Raw genomic sequence first — 20,956 nt, forward strand, 5'->3', positions numbered from 1 at the left:
GTGGATGGATGTATGCTAATGGCTGGATCATGCTTCAGATTCTTTTACTTTTACAATTTGAGCCATCAGTTCGGCTTCAACAACAATGCGGTCGCCTACCATACCTACACCTTTCATGGTAGCTATACCACGGCGGATAGGAGCAATAAGGTCGCACACGTAAATAATGGTATCACCAGGAACTACCTTGCTTTTAAAGCGGGCGTTTTCTATTTTCAGGAACAGGGTAAGGTAGTTCTGCGGATCCGGAACAGTGTTCAATACCAGGATACCACCTGTTTGCACCATGCCTTCAATTTGTAATACGCCCGGGAAGATAGGCGCACCAGGGAAATGGCCCTTAAAAAACTCCTCGTTAATAGTTACGTTTTTGCAACCTACAACATGGCTTTTGGTAAGCTCCAGGATCTTATCTATCATCAGGAAAGGCTGACGGTGCGGCAACATCCCCATAATATCAACTGTATCAAAAAGCGGCTTGGCGTTAAGATCATACGTTTTTACCTGCTTACGGCTTTTTTCCTTTTTAATTAAAGCCTTGATCTTTTTAGCAAAAGCAACGTTAGCTGCGTGGCCAGGCCTTGCAGCCATAATATGCCCTTTAAGCGGAACGCCAACCAATGCCAGATCGCCTATCATGTCCAGCAGCTTGTGGCGTGCGGGCTCATTTTGATGGCGAAGCTCAATATTATTTAAAATGCCCTGCGGCGCTACGCTGATATCCTTACGATTAAACAGCTTGGCCAGGTGATTAAGTTCTTCCTGGTCAACATCCTTGTCAACAACTACTATGGCATTGTTCAGATCGCCGCCTTTAATAAGGTCATGCTTTAACAGCATTTCAAGCTCATGCAAAAAGCAGAAGGTACGGCATGAAGCAATTTCTTTTTTAAACTCGCCAATGGTTGAGATACTGGCGTGCTGACTCCCTAATACCTGCGAGTTATAATCAACCATACAGGTAAAGCGATAATCATCTAACGGCATAGCCACCATCTCCACCTTACGGTCAGGTTCAGAATAGTGGATATTATAAGGAATGTGGTAGTATTCGCGATCAGCGTCCTGCTCAATAAGGCCTGTTTCGGTTATTACGTCAACAAACTGGATTGAGCTGCCATCCATGATCGGTGTTTCAGGGCCATCAAGGTCAATCAGCACGTTATCAATCTCAAGCCCAACTAAAGCGGCCAGCACGTGTTCAACAGTATTTACAGTAGCACCGTTTTGGCTGATAGATGTTCCGCGCGAAGTATCGGTTACATTGTCAACATCGGCATCAATAATTGGCTCACCGGGAATATCAACCCTCCTGAATTTATAACCATGGTTTTCAGGAGCAGGATTAAAGGTCATTGTAACACTTTGCCCGGTGTGCAAGCCTGTTCCTGATACCGAAACCGGCGCTTTAATAGTTCTTTGTTTAACGTTCATATTTAAATTTACAGGCTGTGGCTATTCCTTCGCCGTGCCTTTACGTAGTTCTTCAATCAATTTTTCAAGCTCGTACACCTTCCGGTCAAGCTCCGGCAGCTTTCGCAGCTTCGCGTGGGCACGAAGGTAGTCTTTATATGGCATATTTGGAGAACCTCCCCATACCTTACCTTCTTCAGTAATAGATCCGTTGATACCCGTCTGGGCCGAAAACTGCGACCCGTTTGCTATATTGAGGTGGCCGGCAAAACCCACCTGTCCGCCAATTACAACCCTTTCGCCTATTTTGGTACTTCCTGATATGCCCGATTGCGCTGCCATTACGGTATGCGCCCCAATTTCAACATTGTGGGCTATCTGTATAAGGTTATCAATTTTAGCACCTTTGCGTACTATTGTAGAACCCATTGTTGCCCTGTCAATAGTTGTATTTGAACCCACTTCAACGTCATCTTCCAATATTACGTTACCAATCTGTGCAATTTTAGTATAAGTGCCATCGGGGTTTGGGGCAAAGCCGAAGCCATCGCTGCCTATTACCGCGCCCGAATGTACTATCACATTATTCCCGATAACACAATCAAAATAAACGGTGGCACCGGCAAATAGGGTCACATTATTACCAAGGGTCACATTATCACCAACATTAACATTAGGATAGATCTTGCAATTATCACCAACGGTTACATTTTGGCCGATGTAGGCAAATGCGCCGATATAGGCCCCCGCGCCAACCTGCGCCGTGGGGTGAATAAAGCTGGGCTGTTCAATTCCCTTTTTATCGAGCCTGAAAGTGTTGTATTTATCAAGCAGCACAGTGAACGCGCTATAAGCGTTTTCAACCCTGATGAGGGTAGCCTTTACCGGGGCTGTCAATTGCTGATCGTTATTAACAATAACAATTGAGGCATTGGTAGTATACAGAAATTGCTCATACTTGGGGTTCGACAAAAAAGAAAGAGCACCGGGACCGGCCTCTTCTATTTTGGCAAGCTGGCTAACCGTAGCTGCAGGATCGCCCTCAACAGTTCCGTTGAGCAGTAAACTTATATCATGAGCAGTAAATTGCATCGGGCAAATTTAAATGTTAAAATTGAAGCAACAAATTATTAATGAGTTATGAACACACGTTAAAAAGTTTTGACTGTCAAAGTGTTTTGATTTTCACTATTTCTTCATTTGTCGCAGGTGTATATCTGGTTTTGTTTTACTATTTGTTAAAACCATTTTTATGTACAGACGCATCACATGCGTCTTCCACAAGCTAAGCCGACTTTTCAAGGTGCTTAGCTTTCTTAATTTGCACGTGGCAGACGCATGTGATGCGTCTCTACGTCAATAGTGGTTAACCTTAAACCGCTTCCTAATTCAACAACTCCTTATTATAACAAAGAATATATTTCTTAACCGTTTTAGCCAAAGCCACCAGGTTTGAATTATCGCTGGCAGCAGCAATATCCTTTACCTCGCCATTCTTCATTAATATGCCAATATTACCATCGTTCTGGTTATACGCGTTGTTGCGGATTGATGTCGTAAACACAAAATAAGCGGCAGCATCCTCATAAGTTATCCCATATTTCTGCATTGCTTTTTGGCGGAGCTGTTCAACAAAAACCTCATCCGGGCATTCGTTGGTGATATCAACCCTGAAAAGGTTACGCTGAACCAGGTTCTTGCAAAGATGCGAAAGCACCAAATCCGGGTGGTAGGCCCACACTTTTACCGAGGCCATAATATCGGTATCATCCAAACAGGCAAAAGTTTCCAGGTGGTGATCTTCGTTCATAAAAGCATCGCGACTGATGCGTTTTTTTAAAAAATGCAGCAGGGCAGGGGTAGCAAACAATTCTTCCCCTTGCGAGATCAACTCCCGGCCGCGCCTGAAGATCTTGGTCAGCACTTCCTCGCCTGCTATTACCGTTTTATGCAGGTAAACCTGCCAGTACATGAGCCTGCGGGCAATCAAAAATTTCTCTATCGAGTAAATCCCTTTCTCATCAACAACCACATGATCATCTTTAACGTTGAGCATTTTAATAATACGCTCCGAGCTGATCACTCCTTCAGATACACCGGTAAAGAAACTGTCGCGGTTAAGGTAATCCAGCCTGTCCATATCCAGCTGACTGGATACCAGCTGGTGCAGGAATTTGCGCGGATAGGTATCGTTAAAAATATCGATGGCCATGGTAAGCTTACCCTCAAAACGGGCATTAAGCTTATTCATCAGCATTGACGAAATATCCTCATGGGCTATGCCATCAATAATGGTATTTTCCAAAGCGTGCGAAAAAGGCCCGTGACCAATATCGTGCAGTAATATGGCAATGGTAACGGCTTCTTCCTCTTCGGGAGAGATGTTGTGGCCCTTACTCCGCAAGGTTTCAAGCGCAGTATCCATCAGGTACATGGACCCCAAAGCATGATGAAAACGGGTATGCAGTGCGCCGGGATATACCAGATGGGTCATGCCCAGCTGTTTGATATAACGTAACCGCTGAAAGTATGGATGGGATATAAGGTCAAAGATCAGTTCGGTAGGGATACTGATAAAACCGTAAACCGGGTCGTTTATTATTTTCTTTTTATTCAATGCTGCTTATGTAAGTGCAAAAATGTAAAACAAAGGTAAAATAAGCGCGACAGCTTTGTTAAATTTTGTTAATACCTTTACTGTGTAACAACAAAAACATCTATTTGGGGTTTATTCTAATCCTGAACAGGAATGTCAGAACCGGAATTTATAGAATTAAGGAATTATTTGAATTGATCGGCCGTTAACCTTGTCTCAAATTCAAAATTCTACAAATTCATTAATTCCCCCAAATTCCGGTTCAGAAAATTTAATATACATATCATGCAAGAGACCACCATTTTATGGGCCGATGACGAAATTGACCTGCTAAGACCACATATACTTTTCCTGGGCGAAAAGGGCTACAAAGTAACTACCGTTACCAATGGCTATGACGCTGTTGACTCGTTTAAGAGCAATTATTTCGACCTGGTTTTCCTTGACGAAAACATGCCCGGCCTTACCGGCCTGGAAACCCTGCAGCAGATCAAGAACATCAATAATGATGTACCTATTGTGCTGATCACCAAAAACGAGGAAGAGTACCTGATGGAAGATGCCATCGGATCGAAGATTGACGACTACCTGATCAAGCCGGTGCACCCCAAGCAGATATTGCTTACCATCAAAAAGCTAACGGAAAACAAACGCCTCGTTACCGAAAAAACCACCATGGCCTACCAGATGGATTTCCGTACACTGGGTATGACGCTTAATGATAACCTGAGCCACCAGGAATGGGTTGATGTTTACAAAAAACTCATTTATTGGGAGCTTGAGCTTGAAAAGCTGGAAGATGCCGGCATGCACGAGATCCTGACCCTGCAAAAAGCCGAAGCCAACACGCAGTTTTGCAAATTTGTTGAGCGCAACTATTTGAACTGGATCAAAAACCCGGATCTTGCACCAACCTCATCTCCTCAATTATTCAAAAAGAAGGTATTCCCTAAATTGGACGGCAAAGGCCCCTTGTTTTTTATTTTAATAGATAACCTGCGGTACGATCAGTTTAAGATAATCAATCCTATTATTTCTGAATATTTCAGGCTGGAAGAAGAGGATACTTATTATAGTATCCTGCCAACGGCTACGCAATATGCGCGTAACTCCATTTTTTCGGGCTTGATGCCTTTGGATATGGAGCGCCGCTATCCAACCATGTGGCAAAACGACGAGGACGAAGGCGGCAAGAACTTATATGAAGCCGAATTTCTGGCCGATCACCTGAAACGTGTATTGCGTAAAGATTGTAAACACTCATACCACAAGATCCTGAATATCGACGAAGGCCGTGCACTGAATGAGTCGGTTAATAACCTCATGAATAATGAGCTTAACGTGGTGGTGTATAACTTTGTGGATATGCTGTCGCATGCCCGTACAGATATGCAGATGATCCGCGAGCTGGCAAGTGATGATGCCGCTTACCGTTCATTAACCCTGTCGTGGTTTGAGCACTCGCCACTGTTTGATCTGTTAAAATTCCTGGCGCAAAAACAGGTACGTGTAGTGATCACAACCGATCACGGTACCATCCGCGTAAAAAACCCGAGCAAAATTGTAGGCGACAGAAATACAAATACCAACCTGCGTTATAAACAAGGTAAAAACCTGAACTATAATGCCAAGGAAGTATTTCACATCCGCAACCCGCATGATGCCATGCTGCCAAGGCTGCATATCAGCTCAAGCTTTGTATTTGCCAAGGAAGACAGCTATTTCGTGTACCCGAACAACTACAACCACTTTGTGAATTTCTATAATGAAACCTTCCAGCATGGGGGGATCTCGTTAGAGGAAATGATCGTGCCGGTGGTTACTTACGGGCCGAAATAGGAACCATTTTTAATGTCATTGCGAGCGCAGCGCGGCAATCGCACGGAAGCATATACGCCCTGTATAGCTACGAGATTGCCGCGCTACGCTCGCAATGACATGTTTTTATTCTTAAAACTCCAGCTCCAGCAATACCGGGCAATGATCAGAATGCTTAGCCTCGGGCAATATTGCCGCACGGCGGATCTTTTCTTCAAGCGGGGTGCTGGCCATAGCGTAATCGATACGCCAGCCTAAGTTTTTACCACGGGAACCGGCGCGGAAACTCCACCATGTGTAGTTGTGCGGTTCTTTATTTACGTGACGGAAGGTATCTATAAACCCACCTTCAATAAAGTTCTCCATCCATTCGCGCTCTTCCGGTAAAAAGCCTGATGAATTGGCGTTTGACTTTGGATTGTGGATATCAATAGGGCGGTGGCAAATGTTATAATCCCCGCAAACCACGAGGTTGGGGTGTTCTACTTTAAGCAGTGTAAGGTATTTACCAAACTCATCCAGAAAACGGTATTTAAAAATCTGCCGCTCATCGCCGCTTGAACCTGATGGAAAATAAACGCTCATCACTGATACCTCATCAAAATCAACGCGGATACAACGGCCTTCGCGGTCAAAATCGGGAATACCGCAGCCGTACTCGATATGCTTAGGTAAAACCTTGGTAAAAATAGCTGTGCCGCTGTAGCCTTTCTTTTCGGCCGGAAACCAATAATGCTGGTAGCCCATCTGATCAACCAAACCTAAGTCGGTGAGCACATCAGGTGTTGCTTTAATTTCCTGCAAACAAACAACATCAGCATCAGTAGCCTGCAACCAGGCCAGCCAACCTTTGTTTATTGCCGAACGGATACCGTTAACGTTATATGTAATTATTTTCATGTGGGATTTCGGATTTGATTCAAATCACAAAACTATAATAAAATTGCGCTATCTGCCGCGGGTTTTCAACCCGTGGTATACCATGGTTTCAGCTTTCAGCTGAGTGTAAGCTGAAAGCTTACATTATACCTACCACGGGTTACGTTATCGCTAAACTCGCGGTAGCCGGGTTTATTTTTTCTCCGGGAAAAGAATCTTATCCAACTGCCTGCACTCCTTTTTGCTTAGCAACTCAACGGTCATAGGCACATCGGCATTGGGACGATCATTGGCGTCTTTTTTAAGGGCGGCAATCCTATCCACCATATCGATGCCCGAAACAACCTCGCCAAAAACGGTATAGTTTTGATCAAGATGTGGTGAACCACCTACCGATTTATACCATTCGCGCTGCCCTACCGGGATCTTGCGGCCTTTAAGGCGGGTATTTTCCAGTGTATCCAGCTTGCCATCGGTAAAGCGCTTGCCTTCTACAATATAAAACTGGCAGCCGCTTGATTCTTTTTTAGGGTTATCATCGCGGGCAGCAGCAAGTACGCCACGTTTATGGAAAAGGCTGTCGCGAAATTCGGCCGGAATGGTATAGCCCACATCACCATTGCCCAGCTCGGCACCGGGTTTAGCTTTTAATGGATCTTTTGAATCCGGGTCGCCACCCTGGATCATAAAGTTCTGGATCACCCGGTGAAACAGTGTACCATTATAAAAACCTTTCTTGGTAAGCTTGATAAAGTTGTCCCGATGCAAGGGCGTTTCATTATACAGGCGAAGGATACAATCGCCATAAGTAGTATGGATGCGTACATACTGGTTTTTAGGCGGCCCCGCAAATGCAGCAGTAAGGGTTAATAAAAGAATGCTTAGGGTAAAAAGTTTCTTCATAGACCGTTGATTATTTTTGATTTCGCTGATTGCGTTGATTTTTTTTGATTGATGAAGATAGGCTAATTGTTCAAAATGTTCTAATTCCCTCCCAGGGGAGATCATAGCTGTCAATTTAAGGAGTAAGAAGCTGGGGAGTGCGCGATTCCCCTCTTGAGAGGGGGCAGGGGTGTGTTTCTGCTTTGATAAACCAATAGCAGAAACACACCCCTGCTATCGCTCTTCCTTCCGCGCCCCCTCTCAAGAGGGGAATTATAAAGCCCTGTTATCAACCCAATAAACCACTCACTAATCCGCACCATCCATCTCCTCAAAGTAATTTACAATGAGCGATTTCATCATCATTTCCTGTTCAAGCAGGGTATAATTGGGGATCACTTTTATACGTTTCCAGTGCGGCCAGCCATCCTGATCAAGACCTTCAAGCTCGTAAAAGCCCATCATGCTCATTAAGCGGCAGGTGGCAATATGCATCAGCTCCTCTTTTTGACGCTTGCTGAACTTACGCGGGCCTTGTCCCAGCTCCTGCACGCCTATCAAAAAAAGCATCACTTTAATATCAGGCTTTTCGTTATCAAAATCCTCAGCTATCCGCTGCTGCAGCACTTCCCATTTTTTATTGATCTCGGCAGGTGTCATAGGGTGCAAAGATAGATTAGTTCATGGTTCATAGATGATAGTTCATAGTAAAATGATGCAATGTGGCCTTTTTCTAACAAACACTAAAACCATGAACCATCATCTATGAACTATAAACACCACATTATTGTTACAATGTTGCATTAAAATTCCCGTTTTAATACTTACTTTTGCTTTAGTCCGTTAAAAGGATGTTGACTGTGAAAAAAAACCGCTTACATATTGTATTCGCGTGGCTGCTGCTTGTTTGCTTTGTGGCCGGGCAGTATATGGTTTATTCGCACCAGCACACCCTTATTAAAGGGATCACCAAACACAGCCATCTGGCCCAGGGGCAACAAACCGTTAAAGAAAAATGTTTACTGTGCGATGCCATGCACCATACCGATGCATTGGTAGTAAGCAATACCCTATTTTTAATACCCCTCGTAACATCAGCCCATGTTTTTAAACCCGGCGATTACGACTTTGTAAGCATTGCGCTTATCCTCTCGGCCGGCAGGGCCCCTCCGGTAGCAGCATAACGCTACCTTATCTTTTCCTCAAAACAAAACCGCCCCAACAGCGGCATTTATTGAATTTTCTTAAATTTTCATCATGAAATTAAAGCTTATAAGCTTCATTATATTATTAGTATCTGCTCAATCTTTTGTATTTGCCAACAACTCCGCTATCACCATAAATAACAAAACAGAAGATGCTATAGGCAACCTTTCGGGTACTATTACCGATAAGGCCGATGGCAAACCCATTATCGGCGCAACAGTGAACATTCCTGATCTACGCAAAGGGGCCATTACCGATGTGAATGGTAAATACAGCTTCGCTAACGTGCCTAAAGGTGTTTTCCTGGTCCAGGTAACTTACATCGGTTATTTAACCGTTAACCAAAGGGTCGACTTTTCAAAAACAAGCGTATTTGATGTTAAACTGCAAACTTCGTCACTTGAAGCCGGCGAAGTTGTTATTACCGGTGTAAGCAAAGCCACCGAAATAAAACGCAGCCCGGTACCCATGGTTGCCGTAGGCAAAGCCTATCTGGAGCAACGCGCTGCCTCGGGTAACATTATCGACCAGATAGCCACGCTCCCTGGCGTAAGCGCTGTTACCACCGGCCCTAACGTATCAAAACCGTTTATTCATGGCCTTGGTTATAACCGGGTGATCACCCTGCAGGACGGGATCCGCCAGGAAGGCCAGCAATGGGGCGATGAACACGGTATTGAAGTGGATCAAAACTCTATAGATAGGGTAGAGGTGATCAAAGGACCGGCAAGTTTAACCTATGGCTCGGATGCTATTGGTGGTGTTGTGAACCTGATCTCACCAGCGCCAGTACCCGAGGGTAAGATCCTCGGATCGGTTCAGGGACTATATGGCACCAACCAGGGATTATATAATGGCTCATTCCGGTTACAGGGCAATCAAAATGGGCTTATCTGGGGTACAGTGATCTCGGCCAAAGGCAGCAAGGATTATCAAAATGAGCACGACGGTCGCGTATATGCCACCAACTACCGCGAAAAAGATGCCCGCGTTATGGTGGGCCTCAACAAATCATGGGGTTATTCATACCTGCATGCTTCGGTATTTGACGATGAGCAGGCTATACCCGACGGCAGCCGCGACTCGCTTACCCGCAAGTTTACCCGCCAAATTACCGAGGATGATGCCTTCAGGCCAATCGTTCCGCAATCGGTTTTAAACTCGTATAGCATCCCAACATTACATCAGCACGTACAGCTTTACCGCATCTACAACAACAGTAATTTTATATTAGGTAACGGGAACCTAGCAGTTAACCTTGGCTACCAATTCAGTCATCGCCGCGAATATACCCACCCAGAGGCGGGCGATATTGCCGGGCTTAACCTGCACCTTACTACTTATACCTATGATGTTAAGTACAACTTCAACATCGGTAACGACTATGAAACAACCTTTGGCATTAACGGCCAGTACCAAAACAATACCATTGGTGATGCTACCGATTTTCCGATCCCTGCCTATCACCAGTTTGATATCGGCCCTTTCTTCGTAATAAAAAAGAGCTTCGGCAAGCTTGATCTTTCAGCTGGAGCAAGGTATGATACCCGCTCATTCAGCAACAGCGCGGCTTATGTTGATACCCTTGGCCGGAATGGCTTTCCGCAGTTATACACCGGCAGCAATCCCGAAACAGCAGCAAACGTTACCAAACAGTTTGATGCCTTTAACAAAAGGTTCAGCGGTTTTTCGGGCAGCTTCGGAGCAACCTATAATGTATCAGATGCGTTCCTGATCAAAGGCAATATCTCACGCGGATTCAGGGCACCAAGCATCGCTGAAATTTCGGCCAACGGACCTGATCCCGGCTCACAGATCTATCACATCGGCGATAAAAACTTTAAACCAGAGTTTAGCTTACAGGAAGATATCGGCACTTTCCTTACCCTGCCCAATATTTCGGCCAGTGTTGAGGTGTTTAACAACAACCTGTCGAACTATATTTACCAGCAACAGGTGTTAGCTGCCGATGGCAGTCCGGTTTATACCCAGGGTTATACCACTTTTACCTATGTACAAAGCAAAGCCCGCATTTATGGCGGCGAGGTTAATGTGGATCTGCACCCCATATCATGGCTGCATTTTGAAAATGCCTTAAGCTTAACCTATGGCGAAAACAAAGGCAACGGCGGCCCGGTTGCCGACAGCTTAAAATACCTGCCATTCATTCCGCCACTGCATACACATTCAGAACTGCGCGGTACATTTAACGGCGGTTTTGGTAAAGTTAAAAGCATTTATGCCTTTGTTGGCTTTGACCATTACAGTGCGCAGGACCGCTTTTTCGCAGCATACGGAACAGAAACCTACACAGCAGGCTACAACCTGTTAAGCGCGGGCTTTGGCGGCAATATTGTTAATAAAGCCGGCCAACCGGTTATTAAGCTTTTTGTTGAAGGTACCAACCTTGCCAATGTTAACTACCAATCAAACATGAGCAGGCTCAAATATTTTGATAACCCTAACGTACCTGAAGGCGTACACCCCGGTATATACAACATGGGGCGTAACATTAGCTTTAAAGTGGTTGTTCCCTTTGGATTTAACAGCAATAAAAAATCCTGATCTCGTTTAAACTATTAACTGAAAGTCCCGCTGTAATGGCGGGACTTTTTTGTTGAGATGTTTTTCCGCTTTGTCATCCTGAACGCAATAAAGGATCTTCTTATAAGCTGTTTAATTTAATTGCTTTAAAACGGCTGCAATTTACGGCAGCTGAGACGCTTTTGAAATCGGCTTATCCTACGGGAGGCGCGATTATTCACCTCTACAAAAATATATCATTTTTAAACAGCTTCTTAGAATCGAAACAAACGGTTTTATATTAAAGCAAAAGGGGCGGCATCATGATGCCGCCCCTTCTGGTGTTTTATATCTGGTACATTATCCCTTAGAAAGAACCAGGACCGCCTGGACCGCCTCCTCCAGGCCCGCCGCCTGGGCCACCCGGGCCGCCGCCATCACGGTTAAACCTGCGCTGGCCCGGCTCTTGTGTTGGGGCTTTGCCGGCAAATTTTTGCAGGCGGAATGTAAAGCTTAACAAATAATAACGGCCAAGCCTGTTCACATTAGATTGCGTTGTAATGTTGCCATTAACAACCGATGTAAAACCAGTATTTTGATTAAACAGATCGTATGCTGCTAAGCGGATAGTAGCACGGTGGTCTTTCAAAAACCTGCGCTCAACATAGGTATTCAGGATATTGGGGTTTTTAACATTAAGGGTGGCGGCATAGCCATAATTTACCGTACGGGTAAAATCGTAGCTCAATGTCCAGTCCTTCCAGAAATAGTTTTTGCCGGCTAAGCCTAAAGTCAGCGTACGGAAGTTTGAGCTGCCATCAATAATCTCAGTATGGATAGAGTTGGTTGTTTTGTTGATGCCGTAGCTGCTGCTGGCTTCTGCATCAATAACATCAACAATACTTACCCTGAATTTTAAACCCGGGGTAAAGTTGAGGTTTTTAGCTATGTTTTTTAAAGGTGCCTCTGATGCCAGTACGTTATTAGCAGTAACGCTATCAGAGAACGCAATGCCATTGGTGTACGCTAAAGCGCCATTAAATTGCAGTGTAAATTTACGCTGGGCCCATGGCTTGGCATATACCACATTTGCACTACCGGTATAGTAACCCCCTGCATTTAAATAGTTGGTAAGGTTGGTTCCTTCAAAGCTTTTTAGCGACGGATTTGCGGCTAAAGCAGCCGGGGTAAATGCGCGGGGATAAGATATAGTGTATTGTACTATTTTATTTTGCGTTGTGGTAAAGTTGAAATTAGTAAAGAAAATATCGCCGGTTTGGAAGCTGAAATTGTTATATCTCAGTGAAAAGTTATTGGCAAACTCGGGCTGTAGGTTAGGGTTACCCTGTACCGGGTAGAGCGCGTTACTGAAATCAATAACCGGCTGCAACTGGCTGAATGTGGGCTGGTTGCTTGATCCGTTGTACAGGAAGTTTAAAGCCTTGCCACGGGAAAAATTATAACTGAAACGGGCTGTCGGGATAACATTAAAAGTAGTTACGTGAGTAGCCGAATCATTTTTGAGATTCAAGCCATTCAATGTGGCCGGTTGTACGCCAATACCTACAGTAACGTTGTATTTCTTTTCAATAAAACGATAGTTAAGCCCAACGCGGTTGGTGGTAAAGTTGTATTTATAGTTGTTGCTCAGCCTGTCGTAATGGTCATATGTATTGGAGGTGCTAAGTGTATCGGTTTCCTTATCGCTTGTAGTATTTGAGCGGTTAAAAGTATAGTTTAACTCCAGGTATCCCCTTTTGCTTATGGGCTCGATGTAGGAGAAATTTGCACCGAAGCTGGTAACACGGCTATCGGTGTTAGTTTGCTGATTGGCTGGTGCCTGGTGTGGAGCGCCATCGGCATAATCATATGTTGGATTATCAAACTGCGACGTTTTTGAGGTGTTAGCGCTCACATTAATACTCAGATTGCGGCCATGCCCGTTAAAGCGGTGGTTATACAACGCGTTAATGCCGTAACTTGGTGTTGTGCCATCGCTGTGCGATAACGAGGTATATGACGGACGTGTTATACCCCCAACCGTTGATGTTACATCCTCATTAGCATCGGTATTGGTGCTTGAATAGGTGAAGTTTGGTACAACCTTTAAATAGTTGATAGTATCCGGTTTCCACTCCAGGTTAAAGTTAAAGCGGTGGTTGATCGGGTTGTCTGTCTGGTTACTTTTTTGTGTACTTCCACTTGGTGATAGATTGTTATTGGTTTGAATGGAAGAACTAACGGTATTGGTAGTATTATCCGTATAGCTATAGCTACCATATACAGAGAGTGTTTTACCCCACTGGTCGCGGAAGTTTGCTCCTATTGAATGTGCGTTGGTAATACCATTTGCGCTGGTTGTTGAACCGCTTGAGCCACGCAGGGCATTGCCCCTGCCACCACCGCCGCCGCCAAAACCACCGCCGCCACCGGATGTTGCACTGCCGTAGGTAAATGTATTTACGTTGGTATTGTTAATGGTTCCTAATACGGCTATCTGCTGCTCGTTGTTAAAGTTGAAAAATTTCAGATCGCCTATGTAACGGTTGGCATTGGCTATGCCCTGGTCTTTTGGTAAAAAGTCTTCGCCATCGCCGGCAGTGGCCTGGCCAAAGTAGCCGTGGTTTTTGTCTTTGCGAATGGTGATGTTCAGGATCTTGTCGGGCTCGCCGGTTTTAATGCCGGTAAGGTTAGCCTGATCGCCATAATCATCAATTACCTGGATGCTTTCTACTACATCGGCAGGAAGGTTCTTGGTAGCTGTTTTAACGTCGCCGCCAAAAAAGTCTTTTCCGTTAACCCTTACCTTGGTAACCGATTTACCCTGCGCCGTTACGTTGCCGTCTTTATCCACATCAACACCGGGTAGTTTTTTTAACACGTCTTCAACCGGGGCATTTTCACGTACGGGATAGGCGCTTACCTTATATTCGGTAGTATCTTCTTTTAATATTACGGGGTTAACGCCTACAATGGTAACCTGGTTAAGCATATTGGTTTCGGCCTTTAAAATTATGGGGCCGAGGTCAACAGGTTGTGTGCCTGCATCAAGCGAGTAATGTTTTTTTATTGCAGTGAAGCCAATTGATGAAATGGTAATCGTTAGTTTGTTACCCTTTACTACGGGGAACGAAAATTTACCGGCAGCATCGGCAATAGCTATGGTGCTGTCGCCGCTGTTCGAAACCAGCTTAACGCTGCTTCCGGGCAGGGAAAGCTTCGTGGAATCAACAACGGTTCCTTTTACTTCCCGTCCCGTTTGGGCATAGGAATTAAAGGCAAATAAAAAGGTAAAACTCAAGATAAGAAGTAGGGGTTTCATAAATGTTTTTTCAGCGTGCAATTGTTGTATTTGTGAGTATATAGACGTAATTAAACTACAAATGTTCAACTTAAAATATACATAAAGCCCAATCAATATATTATTGTTACACATAAGGCCTATAAAGGCCTATCAATCATATTATTGTTACAGATTATTAAATGAAAAAGGCCGGGATTTCCGGCCTTGAGATTGTTATAAAGATCCGTCAGTCATTTACAAGCAGAAAAGTAGCACTGTCAGATTGGCATATTCGGTTTAAAGCCAATAAAAACTATTGGGAAACCGCATGGATTAAACCATTCCTGCAGGAGGGGTCCGTCAGGAAAGCCAGCCTTTACTATTTGAAAAGCTATGTGGGTTATTACGTATTGTGTGGATAATTAGTTTCAAAAATTGTTGCAATGGATACCAATAATGCTTTGAATACGTTAAGTATTCCACACAAGAAATAAACTATTGTTTAAAATCAGTTTATATGATAGTAACATTGTGGCACAGTATTTCGTAATACTTAATCAAACATTAACCTATGAACAATATTGGAAGCACGCTGCACTCAAAAGTGCACAAATGGATAGATACGATCGGGTTTAGGCTCAATACGTCGCAAACAAACAGCAAAAGCCATATTACAACCAATCATTATTTTTTTGAAACCTTTAATTTTTTCGAAAAATCGAAGAAAAACAAACCGGAGTTGACAAAATTTTTGTGCTTTGATGCCTACGGCGAAAAAATAAATGTAAAGTCGCTGCTTGATTTGCAGGTTGCTTTTTTTGAAAATATAAGCCAGCTTAAATAAGTTAGCCTACTTTCAAAACAAACCAATTATATTTTTAAGCAATCCCCAGAGCCCTTGTAACAGATCCTCAAATAAAAAATCCCGCCCTAAAAATAAGGCAGGATTTTAAGAAGGATTTTTTGAAGATTATATCAAATTAGTTTTCAACATTGGTGCGTGGCCAGCAGTTCATACTTCCTGTTTTCTCATTCAGTATATCCTGGTTAGCGGTGTTTATTCCTCTAACCATTCCACCTGCAATATTTACAACCGGCCTTGTTGGATTAAGGGCTTCCTTTATCCTCAGGCGAAGGTCGGCATAATGAGCTGCTGTCATAGCATCGCCGCCTTTTGGTAAACCGGCATCAATTTTCTTTAACTCGGCACGTACCATTGGCCTGATATCAGACAATGCTATGTTGATTGGCGTAAAACCCCAGCTTGCCAGCTGCGCGCTTGAGATCCCCGGGAACGAAAAGCTTGCATCTGTATTTAACAGGCTCTTCAGGTTTTCAATATATCCTCTTTGCAGGTTGCGCTGGTAACCATCCGGTTTATTTGTGCCGAATATCCCAGTATGCAGATCTGTTAAAAACTGCGCAACAGTGTATGCATTAGCGCCGTTTTTGGCTTCATTATCATACATCCGCGCCAGTCTTGAAGGGCTTAGCTCATTACCTAACAATGAAACCTGCATGGCTTTAATACGGTTGATGATAACACCGTTATCAAACTTGGCCAATTCTGTTTTGTTAATGAGCCATAACGGGGTGGTATATAGCTGCTGGTTTAAAAACAAAGTGGCCTCGCGCTGGCGCTCTTTGCTCACAAAATCATAAACCGGGCCTTTTTGATCGTAGGTTTTAAAGTTTTCGTTCATGCCGCCAATGTTGGTGGTTACATGGCCCATATAACGGTAGTACTGACCTAAAACTTCATTATATAATTCGTTAAGATCGCTATAGTCCTCATCTTTTTTGTACGACCATTTTTCGAGGTTTGGCAAAATGCGTTTCAGGTTGGCAATACCATAGGCGCTTGCCTTCATGGCGTTATCGCCCAGATCCTCATTTTGCAGACGAGGATCGATAGTTGTACCCTGGCGACCGAAATAATAAACTGGGTTGCCGGCATTTTTATTGGTCCACACGGCTAATATTTCTTTTTCCTGCTCCGGTGTTTTATTGCCCGGGAACCAGCTATATCCCCATTTTATTGCCCAGTCATCATATTCGCCAATTTGCGGATACAGGTGCGTAACGCCATCGCCGGGTTGGGCTATGTAGTTAAAGCGGGCGTAATCCATAATGGATGGCGCGGTACCATGTTTATCGGTAAAGGTTTTTGAACGTAACGAATCAACAGGGTAGGCGTAGCTTGAACCAAAGTTGTGTGGCAAACCTAAAGTATGGCCAACCTCATGCGATGACACAAAACGGATCAGTTCGCCCATTTGATCATCAGTAAATTGTGCATGACGGGCATTAGGATTTACCGCCGCCGTTTGGATCAGGTACCAGTCGCGCAGTAACTGCATTACGTTATGATACCAGCCAACATGGCTTTCCAGGATCTCACCACTGCGGGGATCGGCCACGTGAGGGCCATAGGCATTTTCAACATCCGATGCAAAATACCTGATCACGCTGTAACGTGCGTCTTCGGTGCTAAACTGCGGGTCTTGTTTGGCGGTTGGCGCTTCTTTAGCGGTGATGGCATTTTTAAAGCCAGCGGCTTCAAAAGCTTTTTGCCAGTCGTTTACACCTTGTATTAAATAGGGTACCCACTTTTTAGGTGTAGCCGGGTCGATGTAAAATACAATTTGCTTTTTAGGCTCAACCAGTTCGCCTTTGGCGTAAGCAGCCGGGTCTTTCGGCTCTAACCTCCAGCGATGGATATAGGCGGTAACCAGTGCTTTTTGTGCATTGGTGCCGTAATCTGTCTGGCGCTGACCGAAAAAGCCAACACGCGGATCCATGATCCGGGCTTTCATCGGGGTTTTAGGCAGCAAAAGCATCGAGGTGTTCAGCTCAAATGTAATGGCCGCTACACTGTTATCTGTTGGCGATTCTCCGGCACGGTATGTTTTTAGTGTATGCGCCTCAATATTTATCGGGAAGCTTTTAATGGTGTCGATATAGGAACGCGAGTTATCAACCCCCATGGTTTTATAAGCCTTCTTGATATCGTCTGATAAACCAATAGCGGTGATATCGCCGTTATAAAAATCGGTAACATCAATTAAAACACCGGTAGTATCTTTATTAAATGCTTTTATTTCAAAAGATGCCAGTATAGCATCAAGATTGGAGTTTTTAACCGATTGGTACATATCGCTGGTGCTATCGGCACGTAGCGAATAGCTTGGTACGCGGATAAATACCTGTTTATCGTGTTTTTCCCACTTCCAAACCTGGTCGTTGATCTCCTCGCCGCCATACTGCTGGCCAAAGGTCCTTAAGCCGCCCGGCGTTTTTACAAAGCGGGTAACCACCAGCATTTCGCGGTTAATTAATGAGTCGGGTATTTCGTAGTAGTATTTGCCATCAACCTTATACGTGTTAAAAAGCCCGCTGTCGGCTTTTGTTTTAGCGGGGATAAGGTCGCTGAACTTTTTAATGCCCTCCTTTTTGGGGGCTCCGGTTGTTGCTGTCGCAACAGTGCCGTTGGCTGTAGTAGTGGTTTTTAAGGTTAGGCTTTGGTTTGCAGCTTGCTTTTTGGTGGCGCAAGAGCCTGCCAAAACCGCAAGTGCCAATACAGAGCCACGCAAATAAATACCCGGCAACGAATGTTTTTTCATTTATTAAATAATAGTTTAAACCGTAAACTTATATAAAAAAGAGGGCTTTTTTTAACGATAAAGCGTTTTATCAGCAATAAATTTACAGTTATTATTAATTATATCCTGCGTTTTAATGTAAGCACAACATTATCCACGCGCTTATCGTGATATACCTCAAGCAGCAGGCTTCTATCGTCCTTTGATTTGAATAATTCATCAATATCCTGGAGGTTCATTCTCGAAACAGGTTTAAAATTTATGGAGATGATCTCGTCATCGCGTTCAAGGCCAACCTCATCGGCTGCCGAACCTGGTTCTACCCTGCTGATCACGATCCTTTCCAGGTGATCGCCCGCGGCGTAGTATTCGAGGCCACTCATGTCATGTTCAAACGGATCATTATATGTTGAGCCGGGTTTTAAATACATGGCGCTATCGGGGTAGTCAAGAATAACGTTAAATCGCTTTAGTATGCCAACGCCGAGGTTTCCGTCGCGCTTCACCGACAGGTTAGTTTGGTTGTTCCTATCATCAGGAAAAGAGGCTAATACTTTTTTCAAACGGAATTTACCTAAATCAAATTCATCCATCCGGCTTATAAAGCCATTTATTGGCCCGTTTAAGCCAATACCAAGGTTAGCCGAAGCAATGAATTTTTGAGGAAGGCCATAAGTTTTGATATACCGTTCAATTGATACCGGATGCCCGGCCCCAAGGTCAACAACCAACTTGGTTTTGAAAGGAGCTATGCCGGGCATGATCACCCGGGCTTCTACGTAAGCTTTTCTGTCTTCAATAGACATGGCAATCTTATTCGCTTTTCTGAAAGGTTTAAGGTCTTTGGGCCTGCAAACGGTAACCACGCTATCCTGGAAACTGATCTTCACTGCCAGGTTGTTAAAAAACTCGTAACCCAGTAAACCATGAATAGGCATACCCGCATACCCCGAAAGGTTAAAGACATCTTTTTTTAATATCGCAGCTGCAACATCGTAACTAACCAGGCCGGGGATGGCAACATCCAAAGTTGAGGTTACATAAGCTTCTGAGTCATCACCTTCGCCAAGGCCCGGGATTTTTAATGTACGTTTATTCGGAATACTGATGGAATCGACTAATTTCGGATCGGTTATGATCATGAGGCCTACGCCGGTATCCAATATAAAATTAAAGGGCCCTTTGTTGTTGATCTTGAGTTTAATGATCATCAGGTTTCGTTCCAGCTTAAACGGAATATTCACCTTTTTTTTATGCACATCAAGATCAAAGTACTGGGCCCGGGCTGTGGTTGTAAAGCAAAATGTTAACACAAATGCCAGCCACAATGCTCCCGGATGGCGTAAATTATAATATAGCTTGTGTAACAAAGTGGTTATAGTTGGTATATTAAATTTACGAGATTTATTTGTTAAATAATTATTTTATTATGCGAAAGTCAACTATTTCATTTCTGTTAATTGTTTGTATTTTATCCCTTTGTCATGATATTATTTATGCCCGTTCAATAAAAAAACGAAAGGTTAAAAAGCTGTTTAAACATTCGCAGATTGTGAACGATCACTTTACCGGCTTCGCCCTTTATGACCTGGACGAGCATAAAATGATATATGAATTAAATGCCGATAAATACTTTACCCCGGCATCCAATACCAAGCTCTTTACTTTCTATACCTGTCTTAAAATGCTGGGCGATTCTATCCCGGCATTGCGCTACCAAACCCGCGGCGATTCGCTGATATTTTGGGGCACCGGCGATCCCTCCTTTTTGCATAGCGATTTGAAAGGAGTAAATGGACTTAATTTTTTGAAGAGCAGCAATAAGCATCTTTTTTATTCGCCCGGTAATTATACCGGCGAGTTTTTTGGCTCAGGCTGGGCCTGGGACGATTATAATGATTATTACCAGGCCGAAATAACCGCCCTGCCTATTGAAGATAATGTCGCCCAGCTTTACGCCGACCAGGACGGCAACATGCAGGTAAAGCCCCATTATTTAAAACGGTTTTTAAATGCCGATATCAATTATCATCCGGCGCAGTTTAAAGTTAAGCGCGATTTTATCAGCAATAATTTTGTATACCCGGCAGGGGAGGCCCCGAAAAACTATAAGCAGGAGATCCCCTGGAAAACAAGTTTGCAATTGACCATGGCGCTGTTGCAGGATACGCTGAAAAAGCCCGTATCGTTATTGCAGCAGCCTATGGCCGCTGATTCCAAAATTGTTTACAACGCCAATGCCGATTCCGTTTACCGCCGGATGCTGCAGCCCAGCGATAATTTCATTGCCGAACAATTGTTGCTGGTGTGCTCGTCGTTAAAGTTTAATACCCTCAATGCCGATTCGGTGATCAATTATTCAAAAGCACATTTTTTGAATGACTTGCCCGACGTGCCTCAGTGGGTAGATGGCTCCGGACTGTCGCGCTATAACTTGTTTACACCGCGGGATATGGTAGCCCTGCTGCTCAAAATTCAGGACGAAGTGAAAGATGAAAGCCTGTTGCATAGCATGATGCCGATTGGCGGTGTGGCCGGGACAATTAAAAGCGCCTATAAAACAGATAACGGACAACCATTTGTATGGGCTAAAACAGGATCGCTAAGTAACAACCACAACCAAAGCGGCTACATAGTCACCCGCAAAGGCAAACGCCTGGCTTTTGCGTTCATGAACAACAACTTTACCCGGCCATCCCGCGAAATAAGGGATGAAATGGTAAGGATCATGACGTATATACATGAGGAGTTTTA

At 44.1% G+C, this 20,956-nt stretch carries 15 protein-coding genes; 6 read left to right on the forward strand and 9 right to left on the reverse strand.

What is annotated here, in order from left to right; all coding sequences use genetic code 11:
* Positions 1-27 precede the first annotated feature (27 nt).
* From VF500_RS14695 to VF500_RS14705, 3 genes are all read right to left on the reverse strand, one after another.
* Positions 28-1,434 (reverse strand): bifunctional UDP-3-O-[3-hydroxymyristoyl] N-acetylglucosamine deacetylase/3-hydroxyacyl-ACP dehydratase, encoded by a 1,407-nt coding sequence (locus VF500_RS14695; RefSeq protein WP_330860385.1) that lies wholly within the window; start codon positions 1,432-1,434, stop codon positions 28-30.
* A gap of 21 nt (positions 1,435-1,455) precedes the next feature.
* Entirely contained in the window at positions 1,456-2,505 is a 1,050-nt protein-coding gene (gene lpxD / locus VF500_RS14700) for a UDP-3-O-(3-hydroxymyristoyl)glucosamine N-acyltransferase (RefSeq protein WP_330860386.1), read from the reverse strand.
* Between the two features lie 292 nt (positions 2,506-2,797).
* A complete protein-coding gene (locus VF500_RS14705) occupies positions 2,798-4,030 on the reverse strand; it encodes an HD domain-containing protein (protein WP_330860387.1) in 1,233 nt (410 codons plus the stop codon).
* Between the two features lie 264 nt (positions 4,031-4,294).
* On the opposite strand from VF500_RS14705, the gene VF500_RS14710 reads away from it, so the two are divergent.
* Positions 4,295-5,848 carry a bifunctional response regulator/alkaline phosphatase family protein gene (locus VF500_RS14710; RefSeq protein WP_330860388.1) on the forward strand — a complete coding sequence of 518 codons (1,554 nt, stop codon included), beginning with the start codon at positions 4,295-4,297 and terminating at the stop codon, positions 5,846-5,848.
* Positions 5,849-5,959: 111 nt separating this feature from the next.
* Here VF500_RS14710 and VF500_RS14715 read toward each other — a convergent pair whose 3' ends face one another.
* From VF500_RS14715 to VF500_RS14725, 3 genes are all read right to left on the reverse strand, one after another.
* Positions 5,960-6,727, reverse strand: a complete 768-nt coding sequence (locus tag VF500_RS14715; RefSeq protein WP_330860389.1) for an exodeoxyribonuclease III — start codon at positions 6,725-6,727, stop codon at positions 5,960-5,962.
* A 171-nt stretch (positions 6,728-6,898) separates the two neighbouring features.
* A complete protein-coding gene (locus tag VF500_RS14720; RefSeq protein WP_330860390.1) occupies positions 6,899-7,609 on the reverse strand; it encodes a peptidylprolyl isomerase in 711 nt (236 codons plus the stop codon).
* A gap of 288 nt (positions 7,610-7,897) precedes the next feature.
* Positions 7,898-8,248 carry a hypothetical protein gene (locus tag VF500_RS14725; protein ID WP_330860391.1) on the reverse strand — a complete coding sequence of 117 codons (351 nt, stop codon included), beginning with the start codon at positions 8,246-8,248 and terminating at the stop codon, positions 7,898-7,900.
* 200 nt (positions 8,249-8,448) lie between these two features.
* Here VF500_RS14725 and VF500_RS14730 point away from each other — a divergent pair, with 200 nt between their 5' ends.
* Entirely contained in the window at positions 8,449-8,772 is a 324-nt protein-coding gene (locus VF500_RS14730; RefSeq protein ID WP_147446086.1) for a hypothetical protein, read from the forward strand.
* A 73-nt stretch (positions 8,773-8,845) separates the two neighbouring features.
* A complete protein-coding gene (locus VF500_RS14735) occupies positions 8,846-11,359 on the forward strand; it encodes a TonB-dependent receptor (protein WP_330860392.1) in 2,514 nt (837 codons plus the stop codon).
* 325 nt (positions 11,360-11,684) lie between these two features.
* Here VF500_RS14735 and VF500_RS14740 read toward each other — a convergent pair whose 3' ends face one another.
* Positions 11,685-14,639: an outer membrane beta-barrel protein gene (locus tag VF500_RS14740; protein ID WP_330860393.1), complete on the reverse strand. Its 2,955-nt coding sequence runs from the start codon at positions 14,637-14,639 to the stop codon at positions 11,685-11,687.
* Positions 14,640-14,800: 161 nt separating this feature from the next.
* Here VF500_RS14740 and VF500_RS14745 point away from each other — a divergent pair, with 161 nt between their 5' ends.
* The gene (locus tag VF500_RS14745) at positions 14,801-15,022 is read left to right on the forward strand and encodes a hypothetical protein (protein ID WP_330860394.1); all 222 of its coding nucleotides are present in this window, start codon (positions 14,801-14,803) and stop codon (positions 15,020-15,022) included.
* Between the two features lie 149 nt (positions 15,023-15,171).
* On the forward strand, positions 15,172-15,444 hold the full coding sequence (locus tag VF500_RS14750; protein ID WP_121232161.1) for a hypothetical protein: 273 nt from the start codon (positions 15,172-15,174) through the stop codon (positions 15,442-15,444).
* A gap of 136 nt (positions 15,445-15,580) precedes the next feature.
* Here VF500_RS14750 and VF500_RS14755 read toward each other — a convergent pair whose 3' ends face one another.
* Together VF500_RS14755 and VF500_RS14760 are read right to left on the reverse strand one after the other, a co-directional pair.
* Positions 15,581-18,223 carry a zinc-dependent metalloprotease gene (locus tag VF500_RS14755; protein WP_330860396.1) on the reverse strand — a complete coding sequence of 881 codons (2,643 nt, stop codon included), beginning with the start codon at positions 18,221-18,223 and terminating at the stop codon, positions 15,581-15,583.
* Between the two features lie 98 nt (positions 18,224-18,321).
* On the reverse strand, positions 18,322-19,572 hold the full coding sequence (locus VF500_RS14760) for an aspartyl protease family protein (RefSeq protein ID WP_330860397.1): 1,251 nt from the start codon (positions 19,570-19,572) through the stop codon (positions 18,322-18,324).
* Positions 19,573-19,754: 182 nt separating this feature from the next.
* Here VF500_RS14760 and VF500_RS14765 point away from each other — a divergent pair.
* Positions 19,755-20,956, forward strand: a 1,202-nt coding sequence (locus tag VF500_RS14765; protein WP_330860398.1) for a D-alanyl-D-alanine carboxypeptidase/D-alanyl-D-alanine-endopeptidase, incomplete at its 3' end; no start/stop codon positions are given.

Source organism: Mucilaginibacter sp. (assembly GCF_036383575.1).
Taxonomy (GTDB): Bacteria; Bacteroidota; Bacteroidia; order Sphingobacteriales; family Sphingobacteriaceae; genus Mucilaginibacter.